Consider the following 24849-nt stretch of genomic DNA (forward strand, 5'->3'; position numbering starts at 1 on the left):
CGGGTGCTGGGCTGCCGGCATCGGTGCCGACGGTCGTGCTGGTCAGGCGTCGTCGCGGCCCTGATGCTGGCCGTTGCTGCGGCTGCGCTCGCCGACGGGCGGGCCGTCGGCGAGGTGCTCGATCGCGCTCACCCACGAACGCAGGACCTTCATGGTCGGCGGGCGCGGGTCGGAGGTCATCTGCTGGTGGACCTTCGTGCCGAGCCTGGCCGCGGCCGCCCGGACCTGGGCGGGGTCGGCGCTGTGGAGGTCGATGCCCTCGTCGGCGAGAGCCGTGGCCGCGAGCGCCCGCACGCGTTGGTGTGCGCGTTCGCTGACGCGTCCGTGGCTTCCGTGCATGGCCCAGGTGAGGTCGGAGAGGTCGCGGCGTGCGCCGTCGCGGTTGGTGTCGGGCAGTGCGTGGTGCTGGGGGTCGTGTCCGGTGTCGATGCGTCGGGAGAGGACGAGGGCGATGAGGAGTGTGACGGTGAGGGCGATGGTGTGGGGGAGGTCGAGGCCGAGGTAGGCGAGGGTGATGCCGGTGGCGAGGAGGAGGGTTGCTGGGGTGAGGATCTTCTTGTCGGTGGTGACCCGGGGCTTCATCGTGTGTCTCCTCGGGGGGCTTGTGCGCTGGTGGTGGCCTGGTGGTGGAGTGTGTCGCCGTCGTCTGCGTCGGGCGGTGTGTCAGCCGGTGCGTCGGGCGGTGTGAACGCGATGGCGAGGCGTTCGAGGCAGTGGCGGGCTGCGGCGACGTCCTGGGGGGTGAGGGGGTGGGTGGTGAAGCGTGCCCGCTGGTAGAGCCTGAGGAGGGTCGTGACGGCGTCGGGGTCGGCGGGGGTGGCGTCGAGGACGGTCGTGGTGAACTCGGTGGGGGTCTGTGCGGGGTGGCGGCGGTGGCCGGTGTCGGCGGCGGCGTCCTCGAGCGCGATCCAGGCGGCGGTGACGGCGTCGCGGGGGGTGGCTGCGGTGTCGAGGAGGTGGCGGGCGTGCTGGACGCCGCGGCGTAGCGCGGGGAGCCGGACCGTGAGGGTGGGCGTGGCGATGCTGGCGCCGGTCGTGACGTGGTCGTGGGGGGTGGGTGCCTCGGGGGCGGGGTCGCGGGTGCGGCGGCGTAGGCGCACGATCGCGATGACGGTGAGGACGACGGCGGTCAGGATGGCCAGGTAGGTCATGTACTCGCCGATGCTGAGGCCGGAGGCGCGTTCGTCGAGCCCTTCGAGGAGGAGCGCAGTCTCTTCGGTGCGTTGCAGGGGTGGCGGGGTGACGACGGTGCTGGGTGTGGTGGTGACGGGCTCGAGCCGGAAGCTCCAGCGGTTTCCGGCGGCGGCGCCGACGAGGACGAGGGCGGTCAGGACGACGACACCCCCCAGTCGCGTCCGGTTGCTCATGCTGGTCGGTTCCTCTCGGCGTACAGGCCGGCGGCGGCGGCGGTCAGGAAGGCGGCGGGGTCGTCGTCGAGCCCGCGGCCCATGGTGGACAGGCTGACGGGTGTGGTGCGCAGGGCTGCGAGGAGCGGGGTGTCGGCGTCGGCGTGGACGAGGTGGTGGCGCCCGTGGGGTGCGGCGAGGCGCGCGGCCTGCTCGGTGATGCGTGCGGTGAGGGCGGCTCCCCACCCGGGGAGGGCTTCGACGTCGGCGCTGGGGCGGGGGACGACGACGTCGCTGGCCGCGAGCGCCACCCGGCCGTAGGCGGTGAGGGAGTGGTGGGAGATGCCGAGGTGGCGGTCGCGGGGGTCTGCGCCGGAGACGCGCAGGGAGGCGACGGGGCGGCCGCCGAGGGTGGCGGCGGCGTTGAGGGCTTCTCCGGCGGCGACGCCGGAGAAGCCCCAGCGGGTGCCGGTGCCGAGGTTGCCGGGGCCTTGGGTGACGATGGCGAGGTCGGCGCCGGTGACGTGGCGGGCGGCGAGGAGGCCGGTGTGGACGGTGACGGCTTCGTGGTCTCCGCCGTAGGCCTGGCCGACGGTGAGGCAGGTGTGGAGCCAGTCGGCGTCGCGCAGTGCGGCGATGGTGCGGGAGAACGCGGCGGGCAGTGCGCCGCCGTCGGTCATGACGTAGGCGATACGGGGGGCGGGGCGTCCGTCCTGGGCGGCGGCGAGGCGTGCGCCGGCGGCGATCGCGGGCAGGGCGGAGTGGAGGTCGGCGACGACGACGGGCATGCCGTGGAGGTCGTCGGCGTCGCGCAGGGTGTCGTGGTGGGGGGACTCCTGCTCGTCGACGCCCAGGACGAGGGCCTGCAGGGGCGTGTAGCGGGCTTTGACGAGGTGTCCTGGCCCGGGGGCGGGGTCGGGGGGCAGTGCGCCGGGCAGGGCGACGACGAGGGCGTATCCGCCGGTGCCGAGGCCGCGGGCGAGCGCGGAGACGTTGAGGAGCGCCTGGTCTCCGACCTGGGGTTCTCCGACGAGCTGCGGGTAGGCGAGGGCGCGCACGGCGCGGGGGCGTTCCTCGGCGCCGGGGGCGGTGCTGGCGGGCAGGGGTTCGTCGAGCTCGACGGTCACTTCTTGCGCGCCTTGCCAGGCTCGGCCGCGGGAGATCACCCTTGCACTACGCCACGTCATCACACGGGTGAGGATAGCGTTCGTTAGCGTGGGTGCCGATGCCTGATCAGACGAGTCAACCAGTCAACCCTGCCACGAGGCTCTTGAACCTCGTGATCGCCCTCGTGAACACGAGCGTGTCGATGACGAAGCAGCAGATCCGTACGAGTGTCGCGGGGTATGCCGACGCGCCGTCTCCTGAGGCGTTCGAGCGGATGTTCGAGCGTGACAAGGACTCGTTGCGCGACCTCGGGATCCCGATCGTGACGGTCGATGCCGGGGGTCACAGCGACGACGTCGGGTACCGGATCGACCAGGACGCGTACGCGTTGCCGGCGGTGGACCTGACCCCGGCGGAGTTCGGGGTGCTGTCCTTGGCGGCGCAGTTCTGGCAGGACAAGACGTTGCGCACGGACATCTCGCGGGCCCTGACGAAGCTGCGGGCTGCGGGGGCGGGCGAGGTCGCGAACGACGCGGTCGCGGGCCTGGCCCCGCGGGTGCGGGCGGTGGGCGACGCGTACGGGCCCCTGCTGGACGCGATCGAGGCGTTGCGCCCGGTGTCGTTCACGTACCGGGCGGCGTCCACGGGCGAGGTGCGGGACCGCACGGTCGAGCCGTGGCGCATCGCGGCGCGTCGCGGCGGCTGGTACCTCCTCGGGTTCGACCGCGAGCGCCGGGCGCCGCGGGCGTACCGGTTGAGCCGTATCGAGGGGCGGGTGCGTCTGCTGGGGCGCGGCGGGGCGTTCGTCATCCCGGACGGGGTGGACGTGGACGCGCTCCTGGGGGCGCGGGCCGGGCAGGAGCAGCTGGCGGCGCTGGCGATCGGCCCGGAGCGGGCCGAGGCGTTGCGGGCGCGCGGTCGCAGCGACGGCGACGGGCCGGGCGCGGGGCCTCGTGCGGACGGGCGTGAGGTGGTGCACGTGTCGTTCACGAACCAGCACGCGTTCGCGGACGAGATCGCGGGGTACGGGGACGCGGTCGTGGTCCTGAGCCCGGCGGGTTTGCGGGACGCGGTGGTGCGCCGGCTGGTGGCCGCGGCACGCCTGGGACGGGCACCCGGCACGAGGACCCAGGACCAGGGGAACGGGACGACGAGCACGGAGGAGCAGCGTGGCTGAGCGCGCGGACGACCGGCTGGTGCGCCTGCTGGGCATCGTCAGCTACCTGGACGGGGCGGGCGGGGTGCCCGTGGAGGAGCTCGCGACCCGGTTCGGGGTGAGCACCCGGCAGATCGTGGAGGACGTCGACGCCCTGTGGGTGTCCGGCACCCCGGGGTACTGGCCCGACGACCTGATCGACTTCGACGCGGACTCCCTCGAGCGGGGCGTGGTGCGGCTCACGGAGGCGCGCGGCATGACGCGTCCCCTGCGCCTGGGCACGCGCGAGGCGGTCGCGCTCATCGCGGCCCTGCGCGCCATGGGGGAGACCCCGGCGGTGCGTTCGGACCGGTCGAGGGCCGACGTCGTCGCGTCCGTCCTGGACAAGCTCACGGGCGCGACGGGCGAGGCCGCCGCGGCGCTGGACGTGCGCCTGTCGCCCGACGGTGCCCCCGAGGTCGTCGCCGCGGTGTCCTCGGCGCTGGCGAACCGGCACCGGTTGCGCGTGCGGTACGTGACGAGCTCCGACGTCGTGTCCGAGCGCGAGATCGACCCCGTCGCGCTGCACACCCAGGACGCGTACTCCTACCTCCTCGCGTGGTGCCACCGCGCGCAGGGGCAGCGCACGTTCCGCCTCGACCGGCTCCTGGCCGCGACCGAGCTCGACGTCCCCACGGGCGACCACGACCTGCCGACCGAGGTCGACTTCACTCCCACGGGCGACGCACCGCTCGCGACGATCACGTTCGCGAGCCCCGCCCGCTGGGTCGCGGAGCAGGTCCCCGTCGAGAGGGTCCGCAACCTGCCCGACGGCGCGTTCAAGGTCTCCCTGCGCGTCACGAACCCCGTGTGGTTGCGCCGCCTGCTCCTCGAGCACGCCCGCCACGTCCTGGCCGTCGCACCCCAGGAGGTCGCCGACGACGTCGCGCAGGCCGCGAGCGCCGCCCTGGCCGCGTACAGGGCGGGGGACGGCGCCGGCGTCGACACGGACCCCCGGTCCGGTGCGGCGGGCCCGGCGGAGACCGTCGACGGCCCGGCGAACTAGGCTGGTCGTCATGTGGTTCATCGTCTGGTCGGTCCTGGTCGTCGGCACGCTCGTGGGCGCCTTCTTCCTGGGGCGCGACCTGTGGCGCAAGGCTCGGGCGCTGCTCTCGCAGATGTCGGAGTCGGCGCTCGTGATGGACCGGTTCGCGCAGCGCACGGACGAGGTCACCGCGGCGCTGGCGGCGTCGCAGGCCAGCACGGCGCCCACCCTGTTCGACGACCCGGTCCTCCTGCACGAGCGGGTCGAGGAGCTGCGCGCGCAACGGGCCGAGCGCCGGGCGCAGCGCAGGACCCGCAACCAGGTGACGTGGGACCGGTGGCGTCGATTCAACGCGTAGGATCTGCCACAACAAGACTTGCGTCCGACTCCAAGGGAGCCATCTCATGGGCATGCTGAAGCCCTGGCACATCATCGTTCTTGTCGTCGTCGTCCTGCTCCTGTTCGGGGCGAAGCGACTTCCCGACCTGGCCCGCAGCGTGGGTCAGTCGCTCAAGATCTTCAAGAGCGAGGTCAAGGACCTGCGCGACGACGACAAGCCCGCGGAGCCTGCCGTCAAGGATGACGACGCCCCCAAGGCCTGATCCGTGGCCGGTTCGACGAAGACGGCCAGGTCCTCCGAAGGGCGCATGCCGCTGCGCGAGCACCTGCTCGAGGTCCGCAAGCGGCTCTTCCTGGTCTCGTGCGGGCTCGTCGTGGGCGCGATCGGCGGCTGGTTCCTCTACGAACCGCTGCTGGCCGCGCTCCAGGCGCCCCTCGAGGCGGCAGCGGCGGCGCAGAACAAGGTCATCAACCTGAACTACTCGGGGCTCGCGACCGCGCTCGACATGAAGATCAAGGTCTCCCTGTTCCTCGGCGTGCTCGTGTCGTGCCCGTGGTGGCTGTACCAGCTGTGGGCGTTCATCACCCCGGGCCTGACCCGCAAGGAGCGCCGCTATGCCGTGGGGTTCCTCGGGGCGTCCGTGCCGTTGTTCCTCGGCGGGGCGTTCCTCGCGTGGTGGGTCCTGCCGCACGCGGTCGACATCCTCGCGGCGTTCGTCCCCGAGGGCGCGACGAACCTCACGGACGCGCAGGGCTACCTGAGCTTCGTGATGCGCCTCGTCCTGGCGTTCGGTCTCGCGTTCGTCCTGCCCGTCGTCCTGGTCGCCCTGAACTTCGCGGGCCTGGTCCGGTCCACGGCCCTGCTCGCCGGGTGGCGCTGGGCCGTCCTCATCGCGTTCGTCTTCGCGGCCGTCATGACGCCCACGCCCGACGCGCTCACGATGATCTTCGTCGCGCTGCCCATCTGCGTCCTGTACTTCGGCGCCGTCGGGATCGCGATCCTGCGCGACCGCAGCACCGACAAGCGCAACGCCGCCGCGCTCTCCGGTGCCTGACCGGGCACAGCCCCGCCCCGCCCTCCTCGCCGTCGTCGTCAACCCGACGGCCGACCGCGGGCGGGGGCGGGGCGAGGGCGCACGCACCCTCGCGCTCCTGCGCGAGGCCGGGCACCACGTCCTGGACCTGAGCGCCCCCAACGCGCCCCTCGCCCTCGAGAACGCCCGCGACGCCATCGCCCGCGACGCCCCCACACCGGTCGACGCCCTCGTCGTCGTCGGCGGCGACGGCATGGTCCACCTCGGCGTCAACGCGGTCGCCGGGACCGGCATCCCCCTCGGCATCGTCGCCGCGGGCACGGGCAACGACTTCGCCGCGGCCCTCGGCCTGCCCGTGCACGACGTCCCCACCGCCGTCGCGATCCTCCTCGACGCCCTGTCCGTCCGGGGCACCGGCACCGGCACCGGGGTGCGCGTCGTCGACGCCGCCCGCGCCGAACCCCTCCACGCCGACCTCACCCCGCGCCCCGGGCGCGCCCGCTGGTTCTGCGGCGTCCTGTCCGCGGGCCTCGACGCCGCCGTCAACGCCCACGCCAACGCGTTGACGTGGCCGCGGGGCAGCGCCAAGTACGTGCGCGCCGTCGCGAGCGAGCTCGCCCGGTTCCACCCCTACGGGTACCGCATCACCGCCGACACGCCCGACGACGTCACGCACCCGTTCGTGTGGACCTCACCGGGGACCGTGGTCGCCGTGGCCAACGGGCACCGATTCGGCGGCGGCGTCCAGATCGCCCCCGACGCCCGGGTCGACGACGGCCTCCTCGACCTCGTCACCGCCGGGACCCTGACCCGCCTCGGAGCCGCACGCATCTTCCCCGGCATGTACCAGGGCAAGCACGTGCACCACCCCGCGGTCGACGTCCGCCGCGCCACGTCCGTCCTCATCGAGACGACCGACGCCGGCCGCCCCCCACCCCCGGCCTTCGCCGACGGGGAACGCATCTCCCACCTGCCCGTGCGCGTCACGGTCGCACCCGGCGCCCTGCACGTCCTCGACGCCCGCGTCACCGAGCCCCCACCCACCTGACGACGAAAGCCCCACCGGCCGAGGCCCCCGGACCGTAGGGTGGTGGCATGACCGCAGCACCCCGCACCGCCGGCAACGCAGGACACGACGGCACAGCCGGTGCCGACGGCACAGCCGGCCAGGCGAGCCCCGCGGAGCGGTACGCGACCTCGCGCGCCCTCCAGGCCGCCTCCCGCACCCAGCTCGCCGCGTTCCGCGAGGTCGTCGGCTTCCCGTTCGACGACTTCCAGGTCCACGCCTGCCAGGCCCTCGAAGAAGGGCGCGGCGTCCTCGTGGCCGCGCCCACCGGGGCAGGCAAGACCGTCGTGGGGGAGTTCGCCGTCCACCTCGCGCTCGCCGGTGGCCGCAAGGCGTTCTACACGACGCCCATCAAGGCCCTGTCGAACCAGAAGTACGCCGACCTCGCGCGCCGCCACGGACCCGACCAGGTGGGCCTGCTCACGGGCGACACGTCCATCAACGGTGACGCCCCGATCGTCGTCATGACCACCGAGGTCCTGCGCAACATGCTCTACGCAGGCTCGCGCGCCCTCGACGGCCTCGCGTTCGTCGTCATGGACGAGGTCCACTACCTCGCCGACCGCTTCCGCGGACCCGTCTGGGAAGAGGTCATCATCCACCTCGACGACGACGTCCAGCTCGTGTCCCTGTCCGCGACGGTCTCCAACGCCGAGGAGTTCGGCGACTGGCTCGAGATGGTGCGCGGCGACACCGCCGTCATCGTCTCCGAGCGCCGACCCGTCCCGCTGTGGCAGCACGTCCTCGTCGGTTCACGCCACCGCGGCCCCCGCACCCCCGGGGAGGTCGTGCGCCCCGGCACCGGGGCGGACCTCATCGACCTGTACGCGGGGCACGTCGACCCGACCGACCCGGGCGTCAACCCGCCCATCAACCCGGACCTGCTCGCGGCGTTCCGCAGCGCCGCCCGCGACGGCGGGCACCCCGGCCGGGGGCGTGGTGGGGACCGCGGCTACCGAGGGCGCGGCGGACGCCAGCCCTCGGGCGGGTTCCGGGGAGGGTCGGGGGACGGGGGCGGACGCCGCACCCCGCCCCGCTTCGCCGTGGTCGACGCCCTGGACGCCGACGGGCTGCTGCCCGCGATCTTCTTCATCTTCTCCCGCGCCGGGTGCGAGGCCGCCGTGACCCAGTGCCTGGCCGCGGGGCTGCGCCTGACCACGCCCGCGCAGGAGTCCGAGATCCGCGCGACCGTCGAGGCGCGCAGCGCGACCCTGCCCGCCGAGGACCTCGACGTCCTCGGGTACTGGACGTGGAGCGAGTCCCTCGCGCGCGGTGTCGCCGCGCACCACGCGGGCATGCTGCCCCTCTTCAAGGAGATCGTCGAGGACCTGTTCAGCCGGGGCCTGGTCAAGGTCGTGTTCGCGACCGAGACCCTCGCCCTCGGCATCAACATGCCCGCCCGCTCCGTCGTCCTGGAGAAGCTCGTCAAGTGGGACGGGACCTCGCACGTCGACATGACCCCGGGGGAGTACACCCAGCTCACGGGCCGCGCCGGGCGCCGCGGCATCGACGTCGAGGGGCACGCCGTCGTCGTCGACCACCCCGGGCTCGACCCCGTCGCCCTCGCAGGCCTCGCGTCCAAGCGCCTGTACCCGCTCAGGTCCTCGTTCCGCCCCACCTACAACATGGCCGTCAACCTCGTCGCGCAGGTCGGGCGCGAGCGCGCCCGCGACGTCCTGGAGACGTCGTTCGCGCAGTTCCAGGCCGACCGCGGCGTCGTGGGCCTCGCCAAGCAGGCACAGGCGCACGCCGAAGCCCTCGAGGGCTACGCCCAGGCCATGACGTGCGACCGCGGCGACTTCGGCGAGTACGCCCGGCTCCGGCGCGCGATCGCGACCCGCGAGGCCGACCTGTCGAAGTCGGCGCAGCGGGCCCGCCGCGCCCAGATCGTCGCGGACTTCGAGAACCTGCGCGTCGGGGACGTCGTCGAGCTGCCCACGGGCCGGCGCGCCGGGTACGTCGTGGTGCTCGACCCCGGCAAGGACGGCGGCTTCGACGGCCCCCGCCCCACCGTCCTCACCGAGGACAAGCACGTCAAGAAGCTCACGGTCGCCGACGCCCCCTCCGGGATCCGCACGGTCGGCACGGTCCGCATCCCCAGGACGTTCAACCCGCGCGTGCCGGCCGCCCGCCGCGACCTGGCCTCCTCGCTGCGCAACGCGCTCGGCGCGTTCGTCGACACCCCCGGCGCCCCGTCGCGGGGCAAGGCGCCCACCGTGCGGTCCGCCGCGGCCGACGACAAGGAGCTCAGCCGCCTGCGAGCGGCCCTGCGCGCCCACCCCTGCCACGACTGCCCCGAACGGGAGGACCACGCCCGCTGGTCCGAGCGGTGGGCCAAGCTCAAGAAGGAGCACGACGCCCTCGTGCGGCGCGTCGAAGGACGCACCGGCTCGATCGCGCGCGTCTTCGACCGCATCTGCGACATCCTCACCGGCCTCGGGTACCTGGAGGTCGACCCCCACCCGGCCGGTGGAGGCGAGCTCGTGGACGCACCGACGAACGGCACTCCGGCCGCCACCGCGCGCCCCCGGCCAGGGCGCACCCCGGCACCCGACGTCAGGGCCACCGACGCCGGGCAGTGGCTGCGCAGGCTGTACGCCGAGAACGACCTGCTGCTCGCCGAGTGCCTGCGCCGCGGCGTGTGGGACGACCTCGACCCCGCCGGGCTCGCCGCGGTCGTCTCGACGCTCGTCTTCTCGGCCCGGCGCGACGAGGCGGGCGAGCCCTACGTGCCCGGCGGCCCCCAGGGCAGGCTCGCGCGCGCCCTCGACGCGACCGTCGTCGTGTGGTCCGAGGTCGACGACCTCGAGGAGACCCACCACATCGACGCGACCGGCACCCTCGACCTCGGCATCGTCGCCGCCGTGCACCGGTGGGCCAGCGGCCGCAGCCTCGACGCCGTCCTGCGCGGCTCCGAGCTCGCCGCCGGGGACTTCGTACGCTGGTGCAAGCAGATCATCGACGTCCTCGACCAGCTCGCGACCGCCGCCCCCACCCCGGCGATGCGCAAGACCGCGGTCCGGGCCATCGAGGCCGTCCGCCGCGGGGTCGTGGCCTACTCCAGCGTGTGACCTTCGCGTCACCCGTGCCCGGCGCACCCCGCGAAAGGGGCGCGCCGGGCACGGCGTGGCATATCGTGTGGTTTCGTGGCCTCCACCCTGTACCGCAACGGTGTCATTCACTCCTCGACCGACCCCTTCGCCGAGGCGATGCTCGTCGACGGCGAGGTGATCACCTGGATCGGCGCGAACGACACCGCCGCCGGTCTCGCCGCCCGCGCCGACCGCGTCATCGACCTCGACGGGGCCCTCGTCGCCCCCGGGTTCGTCGACTCCCACGTCCACGTCCTCGAGACCGGGCTCGCCCTCGCAGGCGTCGACCTGTCCGCGAGCGCCGGCATCACGTCCCTGGCCGACGCGCTCGACGCGCTGCACGCCGCGGTCGAGGCCCGCCCGGCCGCCGAGGCGGACGACGTGGTCCTCGCGTTCGGGTGGGACGAGCAGGAGTGGCCCGAGCACCGCGCCCCGACGCGGCACGAGCTCGACGCGGCGTGCGGGGGGGCGCTCGTGTACGCGGCGCGCGTCGACGTGCACTCCGCCGTGGTCTCGACGTCGCTCGCGCAGCGGGCAGGCCTGGCGGGGCGCGAGGGCTGGACGGAGAGCGGCTGGGTCACGTTGGACGCGCACCACGCGGCCCGGGACGCGGCCCGTGCCATGAGCCCCGAGCGTCGCACCGCGGTCTACCGTGCGGCGTTGGACGCGGCCGCGCGGCGCGGCATCGTGTCGGTGCACGAGAACAGCGCCCCCTCGATCGACACCCGGGACGGGCTGCGCGAGCTCATGGCCCTCACGGGGGACCCGCAGGGCGCGCTGCCGCACCTGGTCGCGTACCGGGGCGAGCTGTGCGCCACCCCCGACGACGCGCGCGCCCTCCTGGCCGACCTGCCCGGCCTGGCCGGCATCGCGGGGGACCTGAACGTCGACGGGTCGCTCGGCTCGCGCACCGCGGCGCTGCGGCACCCGTACTCCGACTGGTCCGGGAACCCTGGGGAGGCCGGGCCCGACGGGCGCGGCAACCAGTACCTGACCGCCGAGCAGATCGCGGCCCACCTGTCCGCCGTCGCCGCGGCGGGCACCCAGGGCGGGTTCCACGTCATCGGGGACCGGGCCATGGACGAGTTCCTCGTGGGTCTGCGTGCCGCCGCCGAGGCGGACGGGGCGGCGGCGCACCGTCGTGCCGCGCACCGTGTCGAGCACGCCCTGTTCGTCGACACCAACGCGCTCTCGACGCTCCTGCTGTTCGGTGTGTCGCTGTCCATCCAGCCGGTGTTCGACGCCGCCTGGGGTGGCCCCGACGGCATGTACGCCTCACGCCTGGGCCCTGCGCGCGTGGCCGGGCTCTCACCGTTCGCGGACCTTGCCGGGGCCGGGGTGCCGCTCGCGTTCGGCTCCGACTCGCCCGTGACCGCGATGGACCCCTGGTCCGCGGTCCGGGCCGCGATGTCGCACGCCGACCCCGACCAGCGCATCTCCGCGCGGGCCGCGTTCCGGGCGCACACACGCGGGGGCTGGCGCATCGCCGGGCTCGACCACACGGGCGCGGGCCAGCTGCGCGTCGGTGCGCCCGCACACCTCGCTGTCTGGCGTGCCGAGCACCTCGCCGTGCAGGGCACGGGGACCTCGGTGTCCTCCTGGAGCACCGACGCCCGCTCCGGCACGCCGCTGCTGCCCGACCTCACCGACGACGCACCCGACCCGACGTGCCTGCAGACGGTGCGCGACGGCGTCGTGCTGTACGACACGTTCGACTGAGCCCCGGTTCGACCCGGCCGGGCCACCGGCGGGTCGTCCGCCGCGCCCTCGCGCGGGTGAGGCCGGTCGCGCCGCCGCAGGTCACCGGGGCGCGACCGGCGGCACCGCCTGCCAGGGCGCGCGTTCGGATTGACACCACCGTGAGGGGCGGTAAGTTCGATGACGTGTTCCGGCCGTCAGCGCCGCAGGGGTTCGAGCCACCATCTCACCGTCCGTCCTGCGTGCTCTGGCGTGCACCGGCTCGACCCGCGCGTTCAGTAGACAACACGGTCTCACCGGTGGCGGTGCGACGTGGTCCGAAGGACGCGCGGGTCGGCCCACATCTCCCGGCCGACCTGCAGGTACGTGGCGTACCCTGCACTGGTGTCGACCCGTGAGCCGAGCCGCTGGCTGCTGATCCTTCTCGCCGCCGGTGGTGGCTTCCTGACGAACACCGCCTTCCCCGATCGCGGGTGGTGGCCCATGGCGTTCGTCGGGGTCGCGGCCCTCTTCCTGGCCCTGCGCCGCGACCGCGCCGGGTGGAACGCCCTCGTCGGATTCGTGTGGGGTCTCGCGTTCTTCCTCCCGCACATCCAGTGGGCCCAGATCGCGACGGACACCGTGCCCTGGCTCGCCCTGAGCACCCTCGAAGCGGTCTTCCTCGCGCTGTTCGGCGCGATGTGGACCTGGGTGCGGCGGATCGGGGCCGTCGCCCGGAACCTCGCGTGGCAGACCGTGACGTTCTCCGTGCTGTGGGTCGCGGTCGAGCAGTGGCGCTCCGAGGTCCCCTTCGGCGGGTTCCCCTGGGGTCGGCTCGCGTTCTCCCAGGTCGACTCCCTGCTGGGGCGCACCGCCTGGTTGGGCGGGGGACTGCTCGTCTCCCTGCTGACCGCCGCGATCGGCGTCCTGCTCGCCGTGTTCGTGCTCGAAGCCCGGCGGGTGCGCACCCTGCCTGCCCTGTGCGCGCTGGGTACGGCAGCCGTGCTCCTCGGTACGGGCCTCGTCGTCCCGCTCGACACCCGCGCCGAGACCGGGACCCTGAAGATCGGTGCGGTCCAGGGGAACGTCGGCGAGCCGGGCCTCGGGTCGTTCGCCAACCGGGGAGAGGTCCTGCAGAACCACGTCGACGGCACGCTCGCCCTGCTCGACGAGGTCGACCCCGGTGAGCTCGATGTCGTGCTGTGGCCCGAGAACGGCTCCGACCTCGACCCGCAGACCACACCCGACGTCGCCGCCGACATCGACGCGGCCGCGTCCGCCGTCGGCGCGCCGATCCTGGTCGGGGCGCAGGAGTTCCCCGACACCGGTGGGCGGTACAACGTGTCGCTGCTGTGGGCCCCCGGGCAGGGCGTCATCGACCGGTACGCCAAGCAGCACCCGGCACCGTTCGGCGAGTACATCCCGATGCGCAGCTTCGTGCGCATCTTCTCCGACCAGGTCGACCGCGTGACCACCGACATGATCGCGGGCGACGAGGTCGCGGTCGTGGACCTGCCCTCCGAACGCCTCGGACGCACCGTCCCGCTCGGCACCGTCATCTGCTTCGAGGTCGCGTACGAAGAGCTCATCCGCGACGCCGTGAACGCGGGCGCCGAGCTTCTCGTCGTCCCCACCAACAACGCGTCCTTCGGGTACAGCGCCGAGTCCACGCAGCAGCTCGCCATGTCCCGCCTGCGGGCCATCGAGACCGGGCGCGCGACCGTGCAGATCTCGACAGTCGGCGTCAGCGGCGTCATCGCCCCCAACGGTGCGCTCCTGCAGAGCACCGACCTCTTCACGGCCGACCAGATGGTCGCGACGCTGCCCCTGCGCGACTCCCTGACCCCAGCCGTTCGGCTCGGGTACTGGCCCGGGTGGATCGCGGGCGGGCTCACGATCCTGCTCGTCGTCGCCGGTATCGTCTCGCGCGTCGCCCGCCCGGCCGCGAGCGCCACGGCCCCTGCGCGCAAGCCCATCGCCAAGCGCCCGGCGTCCAAGCCTGCACGCCGCTAGTCGTCCGACCGCACGGTGCACACCCCGGGAAGGCCCGTCCTGCCCGACGGCGAGGCTCGCCCGGGTGCGACGGCGCCGGTGGGTGCGCGGCGCCGTCGGGCGGGACGGACACCTGTCGGTGAGCGGGGGAGAGCCCGGCCGAGGCCCGAGGGACGACGAAGGGCCCGGAGCTCCGAGGAGTTCCGGGCCCTTCGCGTCAGAAGATCAGGCGCTGCGACGCAGCTTGCCGGCGCGCAGGAGGCCGAGTCGCTCGTCGAGCAGCTCCTCGAGCTCCTTGATGGTGCGGCGCTCCAGGAGCATGTCCCAGTGCGTGCGGGCGGGCTTGCCGGCCTTGGGCTCGGGGCGCTCCGCGTCACGCAGGAGGGCCTCCTCGCCGCAGCGGCACTCCCACACTGCGGGGACCTCGGCCTCGGTCGAGAACGGCAGGATGATGGTGTGCCCGTTGGGGCAGTCGTAGTGCGCCTGGAAACGAGGGGCGAAGTCGACGCCCGCGTCGGACTCCATGCTCTTCGCGCCGATGCTCATTCCACGTAGGGACCGGTCGGCCATGGTGTCCTCCAAGGGGTAGCGGCAGGGGTTGTCTATGGGGGTCAACGTCCCAGCGGACACGCATTGTTCCGAAGGGGCGTGAAGGTCCGGTGAACGCACGCGGCGCGCCCAACCCACCCGTCGAGGCTGCCCAGCAGACCACGCGCATCAGGGAGGACGCGCACACCCGCGAGACCACCGACCAGGTTTCCGGTTTTCGCAGGGTCGCGCAACTCCACACGCACGATCGAGGGTGTGATGTTGCCCGGGGCAAGGCCTGCGAAGTCCCTGACCCCGGAGCGGAACCGTGCATTTCCCGCGCGCTTGTCCAAGGTTATGGCATGATCCTTGGACAAGGAGGTTGCGCATGCAAGGAACCCACGAGTCGCAGCGTCCCCCGGCGGGCAGCACCTGGCCGTCGATCACGTTCGAGGAACACCCGTGGCGACTGTACGCCGACTCTCCCGTCTCCCGACGCCAACGAGAGCTGCACGCCGGGCCGTACCGGTCGGCGCTCACCCCGGAGATCGCGGGCCGCGACGTTCCGCTGCCTGCGTCCCTCGTCGCAGAATGCGAGGACGCCGCCACCGAGGTCGCCCGCTTCGACGTCGAGATGGACACGGTCCTCGGCGCCGGCGAGCTCGCGCCGCTGCGCAGCGTCCTGCTCCGAAGCGAGTCGGCCGCCTCCTCCCAGATCGAGAACCTGACGGTCGGGGCGCGGCAGCTCGCACTGGCGGAGATCGGTGAGGACGCCTCCCGCAACGCGACGACCGTCGCGGGCAACGTCCACGCCATGCAAGCGGCGATCGACCTGGCGGACCACCTGGACGGCGACGCGATACTGGCCGTCCACCGTGCGCTCATGGGCGAGCGCGATCCCACGGCCGGTCGATGGAGACGGGAGCAGGTCTGGGTCGGCGGGACGTCCGCCGGTCCTCACCTCGCCGAGTACGTCGCGATCCACCACGAACGGATCCCTGCCGCGATCGACGACCTGGTCGCCTTCGCGCGCCGCACCGACCTCCCGGTCCTCGCGCACGCGGCGATCACCCACGCCCAGTTCGAGACCATCCACCCGTTCACGGACGGCAACGGAAGGTCCGGCCGAGCGCTCATCCATGCGATGCTCCGTCATGCCGGGCTCACGCGCCGGGTCACCGTGCCGGTCTCCGCCGGGCTCCTCGTCGACGCCGACGCCTACGTCGACGCCCTGACTGCTTTCCGTCGCGGGGACGTCGCCCCCATCGTCCACCAGGTCAACGAGGCAGCGCTCGTCGCCGTCGGGAACGGCAGAGCCCTGGCCGCCGACCTGTCGCGCGTTCGCCAGGAATGGACCGCGCGGCTCGACGCCCGTCGGGGCGCGGCCGCCTGGCGGGCGATCGACGTCGTCCTCGGGCAGCCTGTCGTCACGGTCTCCTTCCTTGCCGACACGCTCGGCGTGAGCCTGCCCGCAGCGCAAGGGGCGATCGACCGGCTCGTCGACGCGGGCGCCCTGACCGCGACCGACCCGAGCCGCCGCCGCGGCCGGACCTGGCAGGCGGCCGAGGTGCTGGCCGCCCTCGACACGTTCGCAGCTCGCGCAGGTCGGCGGCGCATCGCGGGATCCTGAGCCCCGAGGGGGCGAGGTGTCCGAATGGTCGCCGATGCGACGGATCGCGGTAGCGTTCGTGCTGTGAGGAACCACGCAGACCGCGCACAGTGGACGGATCGTCATGGCGACCGTTGAGGCGTACGAGACGACCGCCGGGCGACGGTACATGGTTCGCTACCGCACCCCCGAGCGCAAGCAGACCAAGAAGCGGGGCTTCAAGACCAAGCGCAGCGCCGAGGCCTTCGCGTCCTCGCTCGAGGTGTCCATCCTGCGCGGCGAGTTCATCGACCCGACAGCAGCCCGATCGACCGTGCACGAGCTCGGGGGAGCGTGGCTCGGACGCCAGACCCACCTCAAGCCCTCGACGGCCCGCGCGCTCGAGAGCTCGTGGCGGCTGCACGTCACGCCCCGGTGGGGGAGCGTGCCCGTCGCGGAGATCCGACGCACCGCGGTGCAGGCCTGGGTCTCCGACCTGAGCACCACCTACAGCGCCACGACCGTCGCCCGCGCGCACGGTGCCCTCGCGTCGCTGCTCGACGACGCGGTCGACGACCGACGCATCCTCACCAACCCGGCCCGCGGGGTCAACCTGCCCCGCAAGGTCCGGCGCGAGCACACCTACCTCGACCACCGGCAGGTCGCCGCGCTCGCCGCCGCCGCCGGCCGGCACGAGACCCTCGTCCTGGTCCTCGCCTACTGCGGGCTGCGCTGGGGCGAGGCCGCGGGCCTGCGCGTCCGAGACCTCGACATGCTCCGGCAGCGCCTGCGCATCAACCAGAACGCGGTCGAGGTCGGCTCGAAGATCGTCGTCGGGACACCCAAGACCCACGAGCGGCGCTCCGTCCCGTTCCCCGCATTCCTCTCGATGCCCCTGGCTGCAGCGTGCGAGGGCAAGGCGCGCGACGACGTCGTCTTCCACGGCGACCGCGGCACATACCTCAAGCGCTCCAAGTCGGGCACCGGCTGGTTCTCGCGTGCGGCCCGCGCCGCGGGCATCGACGACCACCTCACACCGCACGACCTCCGCCACAGCGCCGCGAGCCTCGCAGTGTCTGCCGGGGCGAACGTCAAGGCCGTCCAGCGCATGCTGGGACATGCCTCCGCGAGCATGACCCTCGACGTCTACGCGGACCTCTTCGAGAAGGATCTCGACGGCGTCGCGGTCGCCCTGGAGACGGCGCGACTGCGTGCGGTCTCACCCGGCTAGTGCCCATGGTGTGCCCACGTGGCCTCATCGCAACCTGGTGATGCATGGAGAATCGTTGATCTAGCAACGGTTCGCGGGGGAGAGGCGCCTCGTGCCCCGTGGGTCTAGAACTCACGGGGCACGGTCTTGGTCCGCACGAAACGGACATCAGCGACCGGCCCCGCTCGTGCGGCCACATGCCCGAGACGCGCCGGGCGCAAGTCGCCCGCCAACGCTCTCAGGGCTTTCTGGAGAAGTCTGTCGATATCGAGAGACTTTGCCCTCGGGGCGCGCCTGACCGCCGTCGGTGGCGCTCGGTAGAGTCCACTGCACAGGGCGGACGCAGACGGCACCGCCGACGACGAGGGAGTCCCGCCGTGAGCACAGGTCCAGGTCCGATGGATGTCACCTTCTCCGGTCCGATCGGCGTCACGGTGAAGGGTGACGTGTGGTCCTGCGTCGAGATCCCCGACTCGGTCGCGCTGCTCGGCACCGGGAAGGCCGTACGTGTCGTCGCCACGGTCGACGGCCACGACCTGACCGCCGGACTGATGCCGACGGGCACCGGGGGACACATGCTCTCCCTCAGCGCGAAATTGCGAAAGAGCCTCGGAAAAGGCATCGGAGACACCGTCACCGTTCACCTGAGAGAACGCCTGACCTGAGGCCGCGACCGACATTCTTCGCATTCTCGGTTGCGTGACACCACGTGCCGCGCAACCGAGGAGAAGGAGCGCCGACCGGCCCCGTGTCCTGCTCATGCCAGGCGCGAGCAGCAGCAGACGGTGCGGAAGGTTGATGATGCCCGTGCGCCCCGCACGGGACGTGACTGCATGGAGCGTTCAGGACAAGCCGCAAGGGGGAACGTCGCGGCGAATCACGGCGAGTTCCTTCCCTGGCCATTGTTTCGAGCCCGCCGAGGCGCCCCTGCCCGCATGTGCTGCGCCCGCATCGCCCACGAGCACCTTCGGCCGAGCGCTACCGCGTCACGATCGAGCAGATCTGGAGAAGCGGCACCGAGCGCCCCTCAGTAGCGTCGATCCCATCGACAGGCACATCCAGACGAGGAGTCACGATGACCGGCGCCACAAAGTCCACCAAGACCAGCACAGCCTACGAGGGCTTCTCCGCCGAGGAGCGCGCCGCGATGAAGGAGCGCGCCAAGGAGCTCAAGGCGTCCGCGAACCGGGCCGAGGCGGAGAAGGCCCAGCTCGAGAAGATCGCGGAGCTCTCGGAACCGGACCGCTCCATGGCCTCGCGGATCAACGAGCTCGTCGCCGAGCACGCACCCTCGCTCGCGCCGAAGACCTGGTACGGGATGCCCGGCTGGGCCAAGGACGGCAAGATCCTCTGCTTCTTCCAGCCTGCGGAGAAGTTCGGAGCGCGCTACCCGACGTTCGGTTTCAACGACGTGGCGCAGCTCGACGACGGCACCCTGTGGCCCGTCGCGTTCGCGCTCACGGAGCTCACGCCGGCGAACGAGGCGACGATCGTGGACCTCGTCACGAGGGCGGCAGGCTGACCCGCACGGGCAGGAACGAGCACCACATCGACAGCGTCGTTGCCGGTCGGAGCGATCAGAAACACCCTCTGACCTGCAACGATGCTGTCGACAGGTCGCAAGCCCGGGGGAGTGGCGACGGGGGCAGCCCGGGCGTCCCGCGCACGCCGCACCCCTGGCAGGATGGCCTCCATGCCTCTGGGCATCGTCCTGGTCATCGTCTCCCAGCACGGCACGAGCCCGCGCCGCCGAACACGGACGACCCTGGCCGCTGCCTGCGACGGCGACGGCGAACTCGTCCGGCGGTGCGCCTCGAGCGGGCGGTCGATGCTGGCGAAGATCGACCCGTACGGAGATCTCGTGCTGACGTCGTCGGAGATGAAGCGGCTGATCGACGAGCTAGGTTCGTTGGACGCGGGACCGCACGGGGCCGCACGTCGCATCATCGACGAGACCCTCGAGCTCGCGTCGCGCTGTGCGGTGGATCCGGCGACGGAGGTGCACTTCGTGGGTGACTAGCGCGCAGCCGCTCGGGCGGTGGCCGTCCCTGGCCCCTCTCGCACCGTTCCGAGCGACGCCGATAATGTACATTATGTCATTACGACGTTCGGAGCCCGCTCCTCTCGACCGCGGACGGCCCGTCGGAAGTGGCTGATCTCGCGCAGGTTCGCAGCCGTCACAGCACCCCGGGGCCGCCCTGGCCTCGCCGGCGCTGCATCACCCAGGCTGGTCGCAGACTCCCTGCATCACAGGGGCGTCAACCTGGAGCGCCCGCCGAGACCTGGAGGCGAGAATGAGCTCAGGACCGTTCATGGGCACGCATCCCGCACAACCCGCAGGAACCTTCCGTTCGCCCAGACGCCCTGTGCGCCGCTCTGGCGAATCGGCCGTCGGCCGTGCGGCACGTGGCATGCTCGTGGTGACGTTCCTGGCGGCCGTGCTCTCCGTCGCAGCACTGACGGTCGTCCTCACGGCGGTCGTCGCTGTCGTCACGGCACCGTGGTGGGCGTACCGCTTGTGGTTGGCGCCGCTTCGCGACCGGTCCCCCTCCAAGGCCCGCGCCCCGCTGTCCGCCATGACAGGGCGAGCCGAGCAGCGAGCCGTCGCGGCGCCGTCGGGCTGAAGACACGCGGCGCGATCTCTGTCGCGATGCCACTGCACCGAGGTAGGCTTCATCAATTGGGGCATACACGACAAACCATTGTGTTTAGCACAACACCGTGGTGAGACAGTCGGAACTCGACCCTCGACCTCTCGCGGTCCTGTCAGTGGCGCCCCCTATGCTCCGGATGTCCGGTCTCGTCCCGTCCTCAGGAGCTGTTCGGTGGTCGCCCCTCCCCGCCTACGCCGCGTCACGGTCGCCGAGGCGGTCTCCACGTACCTCGCCTCCGTCTCGGCGGAGACGCTCCGTGGGGTCCTCTCCCCCACGACCCAGCGCAACTACGAACGCGACCTGCGGGAGTTCTCCTCCCTCGCGGGCCCCGAGACCGTCCTCGACGACATCACCGGTGCCGACATCGACGACTTCCTCCTGCGCTACCAGATCACCCCGGACGGGCGATACACCGACCCGCGCACCAAGCCCGACGGCCCGGGCCGCTCGGCCGCGACCGTCAACAGGTTCCGCCAGTCGATCTCCCGGTTCTTCACGCACGCGGCCCGCGACGGATGGGTCCAGGCCGACCCGATGCAGTGGGCCGCTCCCCCAGCCCGGCTCCGCGGTGGCCTGCGCGTCGCCCGCACGGCACTGTCGGCGACAGCCGCACAGGCGCTCCTCGTGACCGCGAGCACCACACCGCGCCCGGCCGGCACCTCGACGTCGACCGCGACGAGCGGCGCCGGGCGCCCTCGCCCCGACCACGACCTCGCCGTGCGGGATCGGCTCATCATCGCGCTCCTGCTGATCCTCGGCCCACGGGTCTCGGAGGTCGCCCGCGCGGACGTCGACGACTTCGTCCGCGAACCCGACCAGACCCGCTGGCGCATCAAGGGCAAGGGCGGCACGGTGCGCACCGTCAGCCTGTCCGAGCCTCTCGCACGGGCGCTCGACGAGTACGTCGCTGCGCTCCGACCCTCGCTCCTGGCGCGCAGGCCGGGCGACGCCGACGCCGCCCGGGCCCTCCTGCTCACCTGGCGGGGCCGACGCATCGACGCCCAGGCGATCCGCGCGCTGCTCAACCGGTGCGTCGCCCGAATGCCCGAGGAGTACCGGCGGGCGGCAACGCCCCACGCCCTGCGGCACACGACCGCCACGCTCCTCGTCGCGCAGGGCTGGGACGTGAAGGTCATCGCCGAGCTCCTGGGACACGCGTCGATCGCCACGACCGGCGTCTACCTCGACCGGATCGAGGGCGAGCTCGCGGCCGCGATCCGCTCCCACCCCCTGTCGACCGGGCTGCCCGCGGAGATGGGCAGCGAAGGACTCCCCGAAACGGACAGAGACGAAGAAAACGCCGCCGCCAGGGGCTGACGCGGAGACGTGGTGGCCACAACGGGCAAAGTCACCCCATTTCTCCGGGTGCGCGCGGCGACCTGAGGCTACGGTGAGCAGGTGCGCCCCTCGAAGACCTCCCCCGTCCAGCTCGCCCGAACGGTGATGGCCCGCGCAGCAGTGCTCGCGGTCGCGGTCCCCGTCACCGTCGCGACCGGGCTGGTGATCGCCGACGCCCTCCGCAAGCGACGCGTCACCGACCCCAGCAAGTTCCCCCGCTCCGCCCCCGCCGAGGCGAGCATCGGTGAGACGACGACCACGATCTTCACCTACGGTGACGACCTCTACCGCGAGATGCTCGCGGCGATCCGCGGAGCCGAGCGGCGCATCATGCTCGAGACGTACATCTGGAAGGGTGACGACCTCGGCAAGGAGTTCAAGGACGCGCTCGTCGAGGCGACCGAGCGCGGTGTCGAGGTCTTCGTGATCTACGACGGCTTCGCGAACCTCGTCGTCCCGCGCGAGTTCCTGACGTTCCCCGAACCGATCCACGTGATCCGCTACCCGGTCTTCCGCCCAGGCGTCCTGGTGCTCAACGTCCGCAAGTCGGGCCGTGACCACCGCAAGATCCTCGTGGTCGACGACGAGATCGGGTTCGTCGGGGGGTACAACATCGGCGCGATGTACGCGACGCAGTGGCGAGACACCCACATCCGTCTCTCCGGGCCGTCCACCTGGGAGCTGCGCAACGCGTTCGTCGACTTCTGGAACTCGAACCGCAAGCCGGGGCAGCCGCTCCTCGAGGACCCGGGGTCACGCCTGTGGCTGCCCGAGCTCCGCGCGGCCCGCAACGCCCCCGCCCAGCTCGTCTTCCCGATCCGCGGCATCTACCTGGACGCGATCGACCGTGCGTCGGACCACATCTACATCACGCAGGCCTACTTCATCCCCGACCGCGAGATCCTCGACGCGCTGCTCATGGCAGCCCAGCGCGGTGTTGACGTCCGGGTCCTGGTCCCCGAGCGTTCCAACCACGTCGTGGCGGACTGGCTCTCCAAGGGCCTGTACACGACCCTGCTGCGTGGCGGTGTGACCATCTGGCTGTACAAGGACGCCATGGTCCACGCGAAGACGGCGACGATCGACGGTCGGTGGACCACGATCGGCACGGCCAACATCGACCGTCTCAGCCTGACCGGGAACTACGAGGTCAACCTCGAGATCGTCGACGCCGGCATCGCGGCGCAGATGGAGAAGGTCTACGACGTCGACCTCAGCAACTGCCGCGAGCTCACGCTCGAGGAATGGTCCGGACGGTCGCTCGCGGCGAAGCTCGGCGAGGTCGCGCTCGCGCCGCTGCGGCCGCTGCTGTAGGCCGACCCCCGCGGCGCCTAGTCCCGCGTGGCGTCCGCGACCTCTTCCTCGGGGCGCGGGGGGACGGTCTCGTCGACCTCGAGGGTGGGCACCTCGTCGAACTCGGGGTGCTCGCGCAAGATCGCGTCGGCGACCACCTCTGGGTCGCGGTGCGGGACGGGCTCGTGGGTCATGGTCTGCTCCTCGCTTCTCGGGGTGACGTCGAGGTGGTCGCCCACCTCGAGCGGGCGGTAGTGGTAGGTGCCGCCGGTTCGCCCCTCGCCGAACAACCGGTGGACCAGAGCGAGGCCCGCCGGTGACAGGATCGCATCGTGGATCGGGATCATCGTCCGTGGGTCGAGCGAACGGACGAAGTCGATGCCCTCGGCGACCTTCATCCAAGGCGCGGACACGGGCACGAGCAGGACGTCGAGGCGCTCGTCGGTCAGGGGCGGGCTGAACGAGTCACCCGGGTGGTACGTGCGCGCCCCGTCACCGGCCACCAGGTAGGTGACGTTGGTGACCCGAGGAACGTCCGGATGGATCAGTGCGTGCTGCCCTCCCCCGACGAGCACCGAGAACGGTCCGATCGTCAGGACGTCTCCGGGTTCGACGACCTGGAACCGTTCGCCGTCGGGCGACTTGCCCAACCGGTCGAACGCGGCCTGCGGTCCGAGGACCCGCAGCTCGGGGTGGGCTGACAGTGCTGCCCGGACGGCGTCGACGTCGAGGTGGTCGGGGTGCGCGTGCGTCACGAGCAGCGTTCCTGGGGCGACGAGCGCCGCCGCGGTGTCCGCGAGACTCCCTGGGTCGACGGTCAGTCTGGTCGCCGCGTGCTCGAGCGTGACGCAGGAGTGGCCGTGGGACGTGATGCGCATCGCTCGCCTTCGGTAGGTGACGGGGGGTGGTTCCAGTGTGCCGCGCACCGGGTCGTCGCGCCGGGTCAGGGGGCGAGCAGGAGATCGGCCAGACGTCGGGCGGCCGCGTCCGTCCGCTCCAGGTCGCCCGTGACGAGGCGGTCGAGCAGAAGGCCCTTGAATCCGGACGTGAGGAGCGTGGCGTCGACGCGCGCGGTGTCGGACGAGCGACCGATGTCGACCAGGAGGCGCTCGACGTGCTCGACCCACGTGGTCACGGCGTCCTGGGCGATCGCGCGGTGCGGGCTGCCCTCCTCGAGGGAGGTCGTGAGCAGCTGGAGCATGAGCGTGAAGTGTCCGGTGTGGGCGGGGTCGGTCATGCCTGCCCACGCGGACAGCGCGGTGATGCGTGGGTCGGTGGTCTGGACGGCGTCGAGGGCCGCGATCATGCGTCGACGGTGCTCGACGAGCACGGCCTCGAGCAGGGCGTCCCGGGTCCCGAAGTAGTGCACGAGCATCCGGGCGCTCGTGCCGAGCGACGGTGCGAGGGATCGCAGCGTGAAGCCGCTGAGCCCCGTGGCCTGGAGGTGGTCGAGCGTGCCGGAGACGAGCTGGGTGCGACGCTCTTCGTCGGGGGTGCGTGACACGGGGCCTCCGGCGGGGGTTGACGGCGGGACGGTGCGAGCCTACGTTGACCTCATGAGTGTAACGCGTGTTACAGATAAGGCGGACGTCCCGACCCGGTCCGGGCACGCCTCCCCCAACCCCCGCTGGACCGCGGCCCTCGTGACCGGCGGAAGCTCCGGCGTCGGGCTGGCGCTCGCCCGACGCCTCGTCGCGGACGGCACGACCGTGCTCGTGTGCGGGCGCGATCCCGGCCGCCTCGCAGACGCCGCAGCCCAGATACCTGGCCTACGCACCCTGGTTGCCGACCTCGCAGACCCCGACGACGTCGGCCGCCTCGCGCGCGCGGCAGCCGACCTGCCAGGCCTGGACCTCGTCGTGCACAACGCGGCCGTCCAGCTCGACCGCGACTGGGTCGTCACGCAGCGGCCCGGGGCGACGGGCCCCCTCGTGCGGGACGCAGCGGCCGAGCTCGCCGCCGACCTCGGCGCTCCGCTGCACCTGACCGCGCACCTCCTGCCGGTTCTCGCGCAGGCCCCGCACGCGGCGGTCGTCTCCGTCACGTCGGCGCTCGGGACCGTCCCCAAGCGCTCGGCGCCCGTCTACTGCGCGGCCAAGGCCGGGCTGAGCGCCTTCACCACGTCGCTCAGGTACCAGCTCCGTGCCGCGGCCCCGCACGTCCGCGCGATCGAGGTAGCGCTCCCCCTCGTCGACACCGCGATGACGGCGGGCCGCGGCGCACGCAAGATCACGCCCGACGCCGCCGCTTCCGCCATCCTTTCCGCCCTCACCGGGCGCAGGGACAGGGTCCACGTGGGTCCCGTGAGGATCCTGCTCTCGATCCATCGTGTGGCGCCCCGACTCGCGGCACGGATCGTCGCCGACTGACGCCTCGCCCACGGACGACGGCGGGCCGGGTGGGAA

At 72.5% G+C, this 24849-nt stretch carries 24 protein-coding genes; 18 read left to right on the forward strand and 6 right to left on the reverse strand.

Annotation, left to right across the window (positions count from 1 at the left end; genetic code table 11):
- Positions 1-42: 42 nt before the first annotated feature.
- From IE95_RS0109140 to IE95_RS0109150, 3 genes are read right to left on the reverse strand one after another with little or no spacing between them, the layout of a single operon-like run.
- Entirely contained in the window at positions 43-582 is a 540-nt protein-coding gene (locus IE95_RS0109140) for a hypothetical protein (RefSeq protein ID WP_030151319.1), read from the reverse strand.
- Positions 579-1367, reverse strand: coding sequence for a DUF4129 domain-containing protein (locus tag IE95_RS19585; RefSeq protein ID WP_051702942.1), 789 nt, complete (start codon positions 1365-1367; stop codon positions 579-581). Before IE95_RS19585 ends, IE95_RS0109140 begins: the two co-directional genes overlap by 4 nt.
- Positions 1364-2536, reverse strand: coding sequence for a DUF3866 family protein (locus IE95_RS0109150; protein WP_030151321.1), 1173 nt, complete (start codon positions 2534-2536; stop codon positions 1364-1366). Before IE95_RS0109150 ends, IE95_RS19585 begins: the two co-directional genes overlap by 4 nt.
- A 119-nt stretch (positions 2537-2655) precedes the next feature.
- Between IE95_RS0109150 and IE95_RS0109155 the strand changes: the two genes are divergently transcribed.
- The 9 genes from IE95_RS0109155 (at position 2656) to lnt (ending at position 13854) form a co-directional block, all read left to right on the forward strand.
- Positions 2656-3630: a helix-turn-helix transcriptional regulator gene (locus tag IE95_RS0109155; protein WP_240666264.1), complete on the forward strand. Its 975-nt coding sequence runs from the start codon at positions 2656-2658 to the stop codon at positions 3628-3630.
- A complete protein-coding gene (locus IE95_RS0109160) occupies positions 3623-4654 on the forward strand; it encodes a helix-turn-helix transcriptional regulator (protein WP_030151323.1) in 1032 nt (343 codons plus the stop codon). Before IE95_RS0109155 ends, IE95_RS0109160 begins: the two co-directional genes overlap by 8 nt.
- A gap of 10 nt (positions 4655-4664) precedes the next feature.
- A complete protein-coding gene (locus IE95_RS0109165) occupies positions 4665-4991 on the forward strand; it encodes a hypothetical protein (RefSeq protein WP_030151324.1) in 327 nt (108 codons plus the stop codon).
- A 46-nt stretch (positions 4992-5037) separates the two neighbouring features.
- Positions 5038-5235 (forward strand): Sec-independent protein translocase subunit TatA, encoded by a 198-nt coding sequence (gene tatA, locus IE95_RS0109170; protein ID WP_036571710.1) that lies wholly within the window; start codon positions 5038-5040, stop codon positions 5233-5235.
- Positions 5236-5238: 3 nt separating this feature from the next.
- Positions 5239-6027 carry a twin-arginine translocase subunit TatC gene (gene tatC, locus IE95_RS0109175; RefSeq protein ID WP_420819388.1) on the forward strand — a complete coding sequence of 263 codons (789 nt, stop codon included), beginning with the start codon at positions 5239-5241 and terminating at the stop codon, positions 6025-6027.
- Positions 6020-7054: a diacylglycerol/lipid kinase family protein gene (locus IE95_RS0109180; RefSeq protein WP_030151327.1), complete on the forward strand. Its 1035-nt coding sequence runs from the start codon at positions 6020-6022 to the stop codon at positions 7052-7054. The genes tatC and IE95_RS0109180 overlap by 8 nt, the downstream gene beginning before the upstream one ends.
- Before the next feature lie 47 nt (positions 7055-7101).
- Complete coding sequence (locus tag IE95_RS0109185) at positions 7102-10143, forward strand: DEAD/DEAH box helicase (protein ID WP_030151328.1); 3042 nt, start codon at positions 7102-7104, stop codon at positions 10141-10143.
- A gap of 75 nt (positions 10144-10218) precedes the next feature.
- Positions 10219-11883, forward strand: a complete 1665-nt coding sequence (locus IE95_RS0109190; protein ID WP_030151329.1) for an amidohydrolase — start codon at positions 10219-10221, stop codon at positions 11881-11883.
- 363 nt (positions 11884-12246) lie between these two features.
- The gene (gene lnt / locus IE95_RS0109195) at positions 12247-13854 is read left to right on the forward strand and encodes an apolipoprotein N-acyltransferase (RefSeq protein ID WP_051702944.1); all 1608 of its coding nucleotides are present in this window, start codon (positions 12247-12249) and stop codon (positions 13852-13854) included.
- A 204-nt stretch (positions 13855-14058) separates the two neighbouring features.
- On the opposite strand, the gene IE95_RS0109200 is transcribed toward lnt, so the two are convergent.
- Positions 14059-14403: an RNA polymerase-binding protein RbpA gene (locus tag IE95_RS0109200; RefSeq protein ID WP_030151331.1), complete on the reverse strand. Its 345-nt coding sequence runs from the start codon at positions 14401-14403 to the stop codon at positions 14059-14061.
- Between the two features lie 346 nt (positions 14404-14749).
- Here IE95_RS0109200 and IE95_RS0109205 point away from each other — a divergent pair, with 346 nt between their 5' ends.
- The 8 genes from IE95_RS0109205 to IE95_RS0109240 all read left to right on the forward strand — a co-directional run bounded on the left by IE95_RS0109205 (position 14750) and on the right by IE95_RS0109240 (position 22465).
- Positions 14750-15991 carry a Fic family protein gene (locus tag IE95_RS0109205; protein WP_030151332.1) on the forward strand — a complete coding sequence of 414 codons (1242 nt, stop codon included), beginning with the start codon at positions 14750-14752 and terminating at the stop codon, positions 15989-15991.
- A 103-nt stretch (positions 15992-16094) separates the two neighbouring features.
- A complete protein-coding gene (locus IE95_RS0109210) occupies positions 16095-17180 on the forward strand; it encodes a site-specific integrase (protein WP_030151333.1) in 1086 nt (361 codons plus the stop codon).
- Between the two features lie 377 nt (positions 17181-17557).
- On the forward strand, positions 17558-17824 hold the full coding sequence (locus tag IE95_RS0109215) for a DUF1905 domain-containing protein (RefSeq protein WP_030151334.1): 267 nt from the start codon (positions 17558-17560) through the stop codon (positions 17822-17824).
- A 410-nt stretch (positions 17825-18234) separates the two neighbouring features.
- Positions 18235-18681, forward strand: a complete 447-nt coding sequence (locus tag IE95_RS0109220; RefSeq protein WP_030151335.1) for an iron chaperone — start codon at positions 18235-18237, stop codon at positions 18679-18681.
- 171 nt (positions 18682-18852) lie between these two features.
- Positions 18853-19179 carry a hypothetical protein gene (locus IE95_RS0109225; RefSeq protein WP_030151336.1) on the forward strand — a complete coding sequence of 109 codons (327 nt, stop codon included), beginning with the start codon at positions 18853-18855 and terminating at the stop codon, positions 19177-19179.
- Positions 19180-19570: 391 nt separating this feature from the next.
- Positions 19571-19783, forward strand: coding sequence for a hypothetical protein (locus IE95_RS0109230; protein ID WP_030151337.1), 213 nt, complete (start codon positions 19571-19573; stop codon positions 19781-19783).
- 201 nt (positions 19784-19984) lie between these two features.
- Positions 19985-21130 carry a tyrosine-type recombinase/integrase gene (locus tag IE95_RS0109235; RefSeq protein ID WP_084690038.1) on the forward strand — a complete coding sequence of 382 codons (1146 nt, stop codon included), beginning with the start codon at positions 19985-19987 and terminating at the stop codon, positions 21128-21130.
- A gap of 81 nt (positions 21131-21211) precedes the next feature.
- Positions 21212-22465, forward strand: coding sequence for a phospholipase D-like domain-containing protein (locus tag IE95_RS0109240; RefSeq protein WP_240666265.1), 1254 nt, complete (start codon positions 21212-21214; stop codon positions 22463-22465).
- 17 nt (positions 22466-22482) lie between these two features.
- Here the strand turns inward: IE95_RS0109240 and IE95_RS0109245 are convergent, their stop codons facing one another.
- Positions 22483-23322, reverse strand: coding sequence for an MBL fold metallo-hydrolase (locus IE95_RS0109245; protein ID WP_051702945.1), 840 nt, complete (start codon positions 23320-23322; stop codon positions 22483-22485).
- Positions 23323-23387: 65 nt separating this feature from the next.
- A complete protein-coding gene (locus tag IE95_RS19590; protein WP_030151341.1) occupies positions 23388-23948 on the reverse strand; it encodes a TetR/AcrR family transcriptional regulator in 561 nt (186 codons plus the stop codon).
- A gap of 52 nt (positions 23949-24000) precedes the next feature.
- Here IE95_RS19590 and IE95_RS0109255 point away from each other — a divergent pair, with 52 nt between their 5' ends.
- Complete coding sequence (locus IE95_RS0109255; RefSeq protein WP_084690040.1) at positions 24001-24813, forward strand: SDR family NAD(P)-dependent oxidoreductase; 813 nt, start codon at positions 24001-24003, stop codon at positions 24811-24813.
- Positions 24814-24849: the final 36 nt, after the last annotated feature.

Source organism: Oerskovia turbata, from assembly GCF_000718325.1.
GTDB lineage: Bacteria > Actinomycetota > Actinomycetes > Actinomycetales > Cellulomonadaceae > Oerskovia > Oerskovia turbata.

Excerpts from the sequence above, each read along its gene's own strand:
- IE95_RS0109140 (WP_030151319.1), bottom strand. The coding sequence starts at position 582 with ATGAAGCCCCGGGTCACCACCGACAAGAAGATCCTCACCCCAGCAACC.
- IE95_RS19585 (WP_051702942.1), bottom strand. The coding sequence starts at position 1,367 with ATGAGCAACCGGACGCGACTGGGGGGTGTCGTCGTCCTGACCGCCCTC.
- IE95_RS0109155 (WP_240666264.1), top strand. The coding sequence starts at position 2,656 with ATGACGAAGCAGCAGATCCGTACGAGTGTCGCGGGGTATGCCGACGCG.
- IE95_RS0109165 (WP_030151324.1), top strand. The coding sequence starts at position 4,665 with ATGTGGTTCATCGTCTGGTCGGTCCTGGTCGTCGGCACGCTCGTGGGC.
- tatA (WP_036571710.1), top strand. The coding sequence starts at position 5,038 with ATGGGCATGCTGAAGCCCTGGCACATCATCGTTCTTGTCGTCGTCGTC.
- IE95_RS0109185 (WP_030151328.1), top strand. The coding sequence starts at position 7,102 with ATGACCGCAGCACCCCGCACCGCCGGCAACGCAGGACACGACGGCACA.
- IE95_RS0109200 (WP_030151331.1), bottom strand. The coding sequence starts at position 14,403 with ATGGCCGACCGGTCCCTACGTGGAATGAGCATCGGCGCGAAGAGCATG.
- IE95_RS0109205 (WP_030151332.1), top strand. The coding sequence starts at position 14,750 with ATGCAAGGAACCCACGAGTCGCAGCGTCCCCCGGCGGGCAGCACCTGG.
- IE95_RS0109210 (WP_030151333.1), top strand. The coding sequence starts at position 16,095 with ATGGCGACCGTTGAGGCGTACGAGACGACCGCCGGGCGACGGTACATG.
- IE95_RS0109215 (WP_030151334.1), top strand. The coding sequence starts at position 17,558 with ATGGATGTCACCTTCTCCGGTCCGATCGGCGTCACGGTGAAGGGTGAC.
- IE95_RS0109220 (WP_030151335.1), top strand. The coding sequence starts at position 18,235 with ATGACCGGCGCCACAAAGTCCACCAAGACCAGCACAGCCTACGAGGGC.
- IE95_RS0109225 (WP_030151336.1), top strand. The coding sequence starts at position 18,853 with ATGCCTCTGGGCATCGTCCTGGTCATCGTCTCCCAGCACGGCACGAGC.
- IE95_RS0109230 (WP_030151337.1), top strand. The coding sequence starts at position 19,571 with ATGCTCGTGGTGACGTTCCTGGCGGCCGTGCTCTCCGTCGCAGCACTG.
- IE95_RS0109245 (WP_051702945.1), bottom strand. The coding sequence starts at position 23,322 with ATGCGCATCACGTCCCACGGCCACTCCTGCGTCACGCTCGAGCACGCG.
- IE95_RS0109255 (WP_084690040.1), top strand. The coding sequence starts at position 24,001 with ATGAGTGTAACGCGTGTTACAGATAAGGCGGACGTCCCGACCCGGTCC.